Source organism: Synechococcus sp. H70.1 (assembly GCF_047502705.1).
GTDB lineage: Bacteria > Cyanobacteriota > Cyanobacteriia > Thermostichales > Thermostichaceae > Thermostichus.
The window spans coordinates 18,248-25,974 of sequence record NZ_JANSIV010000118.1; the positions used below are offsets into that span (position 1 = coordinate 18,248).

Consider the following 7,727-nt stretch of genomic DNA (forward strand, 5'->3'; position numbering starts at 1 on the left):
CAACACCGGGATCCGGCCCAGCGGCAGCGGCCTGCGGATTCTGCCCAACTCCGAGCCGGTGCAGCCTTCCGGCAGCGGCCTGCGCATCCTTCTCAACTAACAGAGGGGAAGCGACCCCCTCCCGCCCGTCTTGCTTCTAGTTCCTGCAGGATCTGCCGGTGGCGCTGCCGGGTGATGGGGTAGAGCCACACCAGCAGGATGCCGCCGATTAAAACCACCGCCGGCAAGGGGCCAATGGCAAGGCGGATGGCCAACAGGGCCGATTCCGGCTGGGTGGGCGGCGGCTCCCCGGCCACCGAAGGGATAAAGCCAGACCACTCCAGAACTTGCCCTAGGAAAAACAGCCCCAGTCCTAGGCCTACCTTTTGCAGGAACACCATCAAGGCGTAGAAGATCCCTTCCCGCCGCTCCCCAGTTTGCAGCTCATCCAGGTCGATGACATCCGGCAACATCGACCAGGGGCCGAGATAGGCCGTGGCCGAAACCCCCACCCCCGCCAACAGCGCCAGGGCAATCATGAGCCGCTCCTGGCCGGGCTGTAGGAAAAACAGGCCGGCTTGGGAGATCAGCCAAAACCCCGCCCCGATCAGGTACATGGCGCGCTTGCCCAGGTGGGCGCTCAGTCGCGTCCAGGCAAACAGGGTCAGCACCGCAACGCTCTGAACCGCCAACACCACTAGCGAGATCCACACTTCCGGCAACTGCATCCAGAAAACGATGAAATAGGGGATGATCGTGGCCGTAAACTGAAACGCCAGCCAAGAACACAGGTAGATGCCGCTGACAAATAGATAGGGGCGGTTGCTGAAGGCCACCCGCAGTTGCTGCAGTAGGGGCAGCGGATCCCGCCAGGATTGATACTGTTCTCGCACCCCCCAAAAGCAGAGCAGCAGGGGCAGAGCCGAGATTACCCCAAAACAAGCTCCCGCCAGCAGATGGCCAGCAGCCCGATCCGGCAGCAGGTTAACCAAAAGCGGAAAGGTGACTACTGCAACCATGCTGCCCCCCACCGAGAAGGCAAAGCGGAACTGGTTGAGCTGGGTGCGCTCGTCGTAGTCTTGGGTTAGCTCCGCTGTCAGAGAGGCATAGGGAATGTTGGCGGCAGAGTAGAAGGTGTTAAACAGCAGCGACACCGCCAGGTAATAGGCAGACAAAAGCCCAGTTCGACCGGGAAAAGGGATCCACCACTGCGCCGCAAAGGTCAGGGCAAAGGGAAGAGCCGAAAACAGCAACCAGGGGCGGCGACGACCCCAACGGCTGCGGGTGCGGTCGCTGAGGATGCCGATGAGGGGATCGTTGAGGGCATCCCAAAAGCGGGTGATGGCGTAGATGCTGCCGGCCAGGCCCGCCGCCAGGCCGACAGTATTGGTGAGAAAGGGCAGCAGGAAAAAGATGAGGATATTGGCCGTCATGCCCGTGCCCAGATCCCCCACCCCATAGGCCAGCTTGGTCCACCAGCTTAGTCGTCTGTCGGCCATGGCTTGCTCGGCAAAGGGGTGTTGACGGGGAAGGGGCGGAGGCCAATGGCCTTTGTGGCAGAGGGGCTAGACGCGCATCTGGCTCATTGCCTCTAGATCTAGCACCCTGGCCACCTCTTCTGGGCTCATCAAGTTGCGCTCTAGGACAATCTGGCGGATGGGCTTCCCCGTTTCCAGGGAGATCTTGGCCACTTCTGCCGCCTGCAGGTAGCCAATGTAGGGGTTGAGGGCAGTCACCAAAGCCAGTGTCCCCTCTGCATAGCTGCGACAGCGATCCGCCTGGGCGGTGATGCCGCTGACGCAACGTTCAGTAAAGACCCGCAGGCTGTTGTTGAGGATCTGCAGGCTATGCAGGAGGTTATAGGCAATCAGGGGCATCATCACGTTGAGTTCAAACTGCCCTGCCTGGGCCGCAAGGACAATGGCAGTGTCGAGGCCGATGACCTGAAAGCAGACCATGTTCAGCATCTCAGCCATCACCGGGTTGTACTTGCCGGGCATGATGGAGGAGCCGGGCTGCACCGGCGGCAGTTGGATCTCTTTAAGGCCGGTCTTAGGGCCGGAATCCATCAGCCGCAGGTCATTGGCCAATTTGATGCCGTCTTGGGCCAGGTTGCGCAGGGATCCCGATAGGTGCACAAAGGGGGCCATGCTCTGCATCGCCGCCATGGGATGGGGAGCCGGCGTGAGGGGCAACTGGGTGTACTCTGCCAGCCGCTGCACCACCTTTTGCCGGTATAGGGGATGGGTGTTGAGGCCGGTGCCAACGGCGCTTCCCCCCAGCCCCAGGCTGCACAGGGCTTGGCTGGCCTCCTCAATCCAGCGACGGTGCTGGGCAAAGATGGCTGCGTAGGCGCCGAAGCTGTCCCCTAGGCGCACCGGCACTGCATCCTGCAAATGGGTGCGGCCCGCCTTGAGGATGGCGCGAAACTCCTGCGCCTTTTGCTCCAGCGCCGCCACCAGGTTGTCCAGCGTGCCCAGGAGATCCCGCTGCACCCGCAGTAGGGCGGCCAGACGAATGGCGGTGGGGATGACATCGTTGGTGGACTGGCCATAGTTGACATGGTCGTTGGGGCTAACCCGCTCGTAGCGCCCCTTGGGCTCCCCCAGAATCTCCAGGGCGCGGTTGGCCAGCACCTCGTTGACGTTCATGTGGTGGGAGGTGCCTGCCCCGGCCTGGTAGACATCCACCACAAACTGATCCCGCAGGGATCCCTGGAGGATCTCGTCCGCTGCTTGGACGATGGCCTTGGCCACCTCAGGGGGAATGCAGCCCAGCTCGCCGTTGACTTCAGCCGCCGCCTTTTTAATGAGCACACAGGCCTCCACGTACTCCGGTAGCGGCTTGAGGCCGCTGATGGGAAAATTTTCAAGAGCCCGGGCGGTTTGGATGCCGTAGTAGACCGACTGGGGCAATTGCCGCTCCCCCATCGAGTCCCGCTCGCTGCGCACTGGTGGCTCTGAAGGCATGGCCGTTTGGCTTGCTTAGCTGGCAGGGTTTGATCCCTTTTCCTGCAAGGCAGCCAACTGCTGGCTGAGGCGCTCGTTGTTTTCCGCCAAAACTAGCACCATGGCTGCACAGGCTAGGTGAACTGCAGCCCGAAACTCTGCTGAGGTCTTGTACTGGGCCAACGCCTCACTGTCGCCCTCGCGGGGGCTGAGGATCAGTTGGACTGACTTTTGGGCCAGATCTTTCAGTTCCCGTTCCGTTAAACCCAGTTGCACCGCTTTTGCTCTCCCTGTAAACTAGGAAACCAACTTTGCCCTGCCCTCGTTGCCAGCAGGGCTGCCATCTGGTTATCCTACCGCGGTTGTTACCCCAATCCAGCAATATTTTTCCCCTGGGCAAGTCCAAAGCTCCTAGAAAAAAACAAAAAATGCCAGCTAGTATAGGTTGCAGGAGCTCTTGCCCTTCCGGCCAAGGGAGCAGGGTTTTTCCCCATTGGCCAGCAACGGTGCAGAGCAGACTACCATCTTTTCGTTGTCCGTTTAGAGAGAGGAAAACTTGTCCGTCGAACGTCCCCTTGACCGCTTTCCCCCTAAGCAGCGCGGAGAGCTGCCTGCTATCAACGAGCGGATTCGCTTCCCCAAAATCCGTCTCATCGATACCGATGGCACCCAGCTGGGGATCATGAGCCCCCAAGAAGCCCTGCGCATAGCCGAGGAAAAGGATCTGGACTTGGTCTTGGTGAGTGACAAGGCGGATCCTCCTGTCTGCCGCATTATGGACTACGGTAAGTTCAAGTTTGAGAAGGAGAAAAAGGAACGGGAGGCCCGCAAAAAGCAACATACCGCCGAGATCAAGGAAGTGAAGTTTCGTTACAACATCGGCGAGCACGACTACCACGTCCGCCTGCGGAGTGCCCAGCAGTTCTTGGGGGAGGGAGACAAGGTGAAAGCCACGGTAATGTTCCGCGGCCGCGAGGCGCAGCATGCCGAGCTGGGGGAAGAATTGCTGCACCGCTTGTTCAGAGACTTACAAGAGGTGGCGGAAATGCAGCAGCCTCCGCAGAAGGAGGGTCGGAACATTACGATGATCCTCGCTCCCAAAAAATCCAGCTAAGAGGGATCCCGCCCATGCCCCTTGCCGTTGGAGATCCAGCCCCGGAGTTTACCCTGCCCGATGCCGAGGGCAGGCTGATTAGCCTAGGCCAGTTGCGGGGCCGGCGGGTGGTCCTCTACTTCTACCCTCGCGACAACACCCCTGGCTGCACGCAAGAGGCCTGTGGCTTTCGCGATGCCTACGCGGATTATCAGGCGCAGGGGATCCAGATCTTGGGGGTGAGTGCCGACGACGCCCGTTCCCACCAAAAGTTTGCCCAAAAGCTGCAACTGCCCTTTCCCCTGCTGGTGGATGAGGGGGCCAAGGTGGCCAGGGCCTATGGGGTCTATGGCCCGAAAAAGTTCATGGGCAAGGTCTATAACGGCATCCACCGCACCACCTTTGTCATCGACCCGGAGGGGAAGATTGAGGCCGTTATCACCCAGGTCAAGGTAGGAACCCACGCCGCAGATCTGCTCAGGCAATTAACCGGCTCCTAGAGTTTCCAGAGGGACAAAAAGGGCTGCCATTGGTTTCCCTAGAACTGTGTCCCGACGCACCCGTACCACCAAGTCCATCCACGACAGCTACCAGATCTTGGGGTTGGCTGGCCAAGGGCAGTATGGGCGTGTCTTCTGCGCCCGGCCCCGCCAAGGGGGGGATCTGGTGGCCCTCAAGGAGCTGCCGGTGGAGCGCTTTCCCACCCCCAACCTGCTGCGGGAGCTGCGTTATCTGCTGACGTTGAACCACCCCAACATCACCCGCTGCTACGCTCTGGAACATGCCCGTGAGGGGCGGTATTTGGTGCTGGAGTACTGCGAGGGAGGCACGCTGCGGGAGCTGATTGACCAGGTGGAGCGGGGGTTGTGGCTGCCGGTCAAGCAGGTTTTGGGCTTTGTGGATCAGATCTTGGCCGGCTTGGATCATGCCCATCGACAGGGGGTAATTCACTGCGATGTGAAGCCCGAAAATATCCTGCTTAAACCCACGCCGCAGGGCTGGCAACTGAAACTGACGGACTTTGGCATCGCCCGTCACCCCCAGCCTGCCCCGGGCGAGATCACGGCCACCGGCTCACCGGCCTACATGGCCCCGGAGCGGTTCTACGGCCAGTTTAGCCCTGCCTCAGATCTCTACGCGGTGGGGATCATCCTGCTGGAGCTGCTGACAGGGCGGCGGCCTTTTTCCGGCTCCCCCAGCCAGTTGATGCACGCCCACCTCAACCAGTGCTTTGTCTGCCCGGAGGGGATTCCGGCACCTTTGCAAGCGTTGCTTGAGGTGGCTCTGCGCAAGCTGCCCCTGCGGCGGTTCCGCACAGCAGCGCAGATGCGTTCGGCCTTGGCCGCGTTTGCCCAGGAGTGGCAGGAGCCAGCTGCCTGTTGGGTTGGCCCGCGGGTGCTGCGCCAGTTACCCCCCGGGGTGCAGGTCTGGGATCTGCCCGCTGCCGGCTCTGGCGGCGACAGCAGATTGCAGAAGTTTTATGTCTGTGAGGATCCCAGCGGCTGCCGCTCCCCCCTGCTGCTGCGAGTGACCTCCCAGAGCTTAGAGTGGCTAGAGCTGCAGACCCCTGCCGCAGGGGCGCCACCTCTGGCCCGTTTCCCCCTGGCCGAACCGCTGCAGGAGGTAGTGTTTCTGGGGACTTTTCCGGAAGCCCTGGCCGTTGGCAAAAGTAGCCTTCTCCACCTCAGTCCTGCCCGCATCCGCCCCCTGCTGAGTTTTGAAGAGGAGTGGCAAGCCACCTGGCTGGAGGAGCGGCAGGAGCTCATTTGGGCTACTGCCAAGGAAATGGGGGCAGTGCAATGGCTGCCGAGGGGGCCAAGCGTAGCTCGGCTCTTCTCGGAGTTCCACTGCTATTTCCGCTGGCCTTGGCAGGTGCCGGTGGGATCCCTACCTCGCTTACTAGCCCTCTCGCAGCAGCTGGTACTGCTAGGAGGGGGGGGACAGCAGTGGGTGAACCTATGCGTGTTGCCCTACCCACAAACTGGGCAGACGGGAGCGCAGCCGCTCTGCTATCGCCTTCCGTTAGATCCCAAGGGGGAGGTGCTTAGCTTGGGGGAACGGCTGCTATTTGCCCCCAGCGATGGGGGGAGAGAGGGCTGCTGCCCCCATCTGAGTGTAGTGCAGCTCAACCCCCTGCGGCTGCGCCGCTGGTTCTTAAAAGGGTGGCCAGTTCAGATGGCCAAGGCCCCCTGGGGTGTGCTGCTGCTGTGTCAGGAGGGGGAGGGGTTCTCGTCCCTCTGGCTGTATAGCAAGGGGGGGGATCCCCTAGCCCAGGTAGCTGTGCCCGCCACCTCAAGGGTACTGCAGGTGGGACAAAAGGGACGGGTCTGGCTGCAGGTGCCCACGGGAGACAAGCTGCAGCGCTTCCAGCTGTGGCAGTTGGATTTCAACCAGTTGCCAGCGGGTAACTATGCTGCTGAGGTAATTCCCCTGGCCTAAGGAGAGGACGGCCAACTTAGCCCAGGGGAAGTCCATAAAAAAATCGTACTGACCGGTTGCACTTTTAACCTCCTGTGGGTTTTGCGCTATTTTTCAATGGTTGTTGCGGAGGAAGCCTTGCCATGAGTCAGCATTTGCCTGAACCCTCTGCCCCAAAGGCAGATCCCAGTGGGTTGCTGGAGCAGCTGCGACGGCGAGAGGGGGGGTGGTTGGATTGGGCCAAGGCCTGCCAAAGCCTGCAGCAACAGAAAATGACTCCCCAGGCCATCTTTGAGGCAACTGGGCTTGAGCCTGCCAAGCAAAACCAGATTGTTGTCGCCGCCCAGGTTTACGAGGGGATGGCCAAAGCAGGCGCCAGCTCAGCCCTCTTGGAGCACTTTGCCCAGCGAGGTAGCGACATCCTCTACGAGCTGCGCATCCTTTCCCCCCAGGATCGCATCCGGGTGGCGGAGCTGGTGGCGAGCCGCAACCTAGGTGCTAAGGAGACCCACGAGATAGCTCGGGCTGTGAAAAGCTATGCCCAACTGCAGCAGCTCCCCGAAGGGTTTACCGATCACCCTGGGGATGCAGTAGCCTATCAAGCCTGGAAGACTGCCCAGCAAACCCGCGATTTGCAGGAGCGGACACGAGCCATTGGCCGGGCTTTCCAGTATGTCCACAGCGAGACGGCCCGCCGTCAGATTGAGCAGCTTCTGTCGATGCTGGCTCCCGGCTCTCGGCGCAAGCCCTTGCCAAGGCTGGCGGTATTCCGCCCAGAGGAGGAGCTGCCCCGCTTGTTGCCGGTGGCTGGAGCTCTGCCTTTGGCCACCGCCACTTGGGAAGCGATCCCGGCTGCCGCGCCCCAAGGACCTTTTGGCTGGGTCAGCAGCGCCGCGGGACAGATGTGGATAGCCCTGCCCGCTTGGCCAGCCCTTCAAAGGGCCGCCGACCCTGTGGCCCTACAGGTGGAAAATCGGCTTCTGGGATCCCTCTTGGACTGGCCGGTGGCCTCTGAAGAAGAGCAGGATCCTGTCTTGCTGGTGGTGGATCGGGCCGTGCGCACCTGGGAAGAAAGGGCGGGGGCTTTTCTGGTGGATCGGGAGGGATGGCTGTCCCTGGAGTGGATTGAGGATTTGCCCTCCTCTCCCCTCCTCGGCCAGGTGCTCCTGGCCATGCGCCCACCCCGCCTCTTCGATGAGGAAGTAGCCCAGGATCCCTGGCAGCTGGAGGAGTAAGCAGCGGCCATTTCCAGGAAAAGGAAGGGGGGGCTACCGACAAGTGCTCTTCAA

Annotated in this window: 7 protein-coding genes; 4 read left to right on the plus strand and 3 right to left on the minus strand. The window is 61.3% G+C overall.

What is annotated here, in order from left to right:
- Nucleotides 1-92: 92 nt before the first annotated feature.
- From NW827_RS08540 to NW827_RS08550, 3 genes are all read right to left on the minus strand, one after another.
- The gene (locus tag NW827_RS08540; RefSeq protein ID WP_414503571.1) at nucleotides 93-1,478 is read right to left on the minus strand and encodes an MFS transporter; all 1,386 of its coding nucleotides are present in this window, start codon (nucleotides 1,476-1,478) and stop codon (nucleotides 93-95) included.
- 66 nt (nucleotides 1,479-1,544) lie between these two features.
- Nucleotides 1,545-2,948 carry an aspartate ammonia-lyase gene (locus tag NW827_RS08545; protein WP_414404442.1) on the minus strand — a complete coding sequence of 468 codons (1,404 nt, stop codon included), beginning with the start codon at nucleotides 2,946-2,948 and terminating at the stop codon, nucleotides 1,545-1,547.
- 15 nt (nucleotides 2,949-2,963) lie between these two features.
- Nucleotides 2,964-3,203, minus strand: coding sequence for a hypothetical protein (locus NW827_RS08550; protein ID WP_414361585.1), 240 nt, complete (start codon nucleotides 3,201-3,203; stop codon nucleotides 2,964-2,966).
- A gap of 280 nt (nucleotides 3,204-3,483) precedes the next feature.
- On the opposite strand from NW827_RS08550, the gene infC reads away from it, so the two are divergent.
- The 4 genes from infC (at nucleotide 3,484) to raf1 (ending at nucleotide 7,673) form a co-directional block, all read left to right on the plus strand.
- Nucleotides 3,484-4,041: a translation initiation factor IF-3 gene (gene infC, locus NW827_RS08555; protein WP_414361583.1), complete on the plus strand. Its 558-nt coding sequence runs from the start codon at nucleotides 3,484-3,486 to the stop codon at nucleotides 4,039-4,041.
- A gap of 14 nt (nucleotides 4,042-4,055) precedes the next feature.
- Entirely contained in the window at nucleotides 4,056-4,520 is a 465-nt protein-coding gene (gene bcp / locus NW827_RS08560) for a thioredoxin-dependent thiol peroxidase (protein ID WP_414361581.1), read from the plus strand.
- 46 nt (nucleotides 4,521-4,566) lie between these two features.
- The gene (locus NW827_RS08565) at nucleotides 4,567-6,459 is read left to right on the plus strand and encodes a serine/threonine-protein kinase (protein ID WP_414404443.1); all 1,893 of its coding nucleotides are present in this window, start codon (nucleotides 4,567-4,569) and stop codon (nucleotides 6,457-6,459) included.
- A gap of 122 nt (nucleotides 6,460-6,581) precedes the next feature.
- The gene (raf1, locus tag NW827_RS08570; protein WP_414404444.1) at nucleotides 6,582-7,673 is read left to right on the plus strand and encodes a RuBisCO accumulation factor 1; all 1,092 of its coding nucleotides are present in this window, start codon (nucleotides 6,582-6,584) and stop codon (nucleotides 7,671-7,673) included.
- The last annotated feature ends 54 nt before the right edge of the window (nucleotides 7,674-7,727 follow it).

Bases quoted from the DNA above. Each gene is read 5' to 3' on its own strand.
- NW827_RS08540 (WP_414503571.1), bottom strand. From the start codon at position 1,478: ATGGCCGACAGACGACTAAGCTGGTGGACCAAGCTGGCCTATGGGGTG.
- NW827_RS08545 (WP_414404442.1), bottom strand. From the start codon at position 2,948: ATGCCTTCAGAGCCACCAGTGCGCAGCGAGCGGGACTCGATGGGGGAG.
- bcp (WP_414361581.1), top strand. From the start codon at position 4,056: ATGCCCCTTGCCGTTGGAGATCCAGCCCCGGAGTTTACCCTGCCCGAT.
- raf1 (WP_414404444.1), top strand. From the start codon at position 6,582: ATGAGTCAGCATTTGCCTGAACCCTCTGCCCCAAAGGCAGATCCCAGT.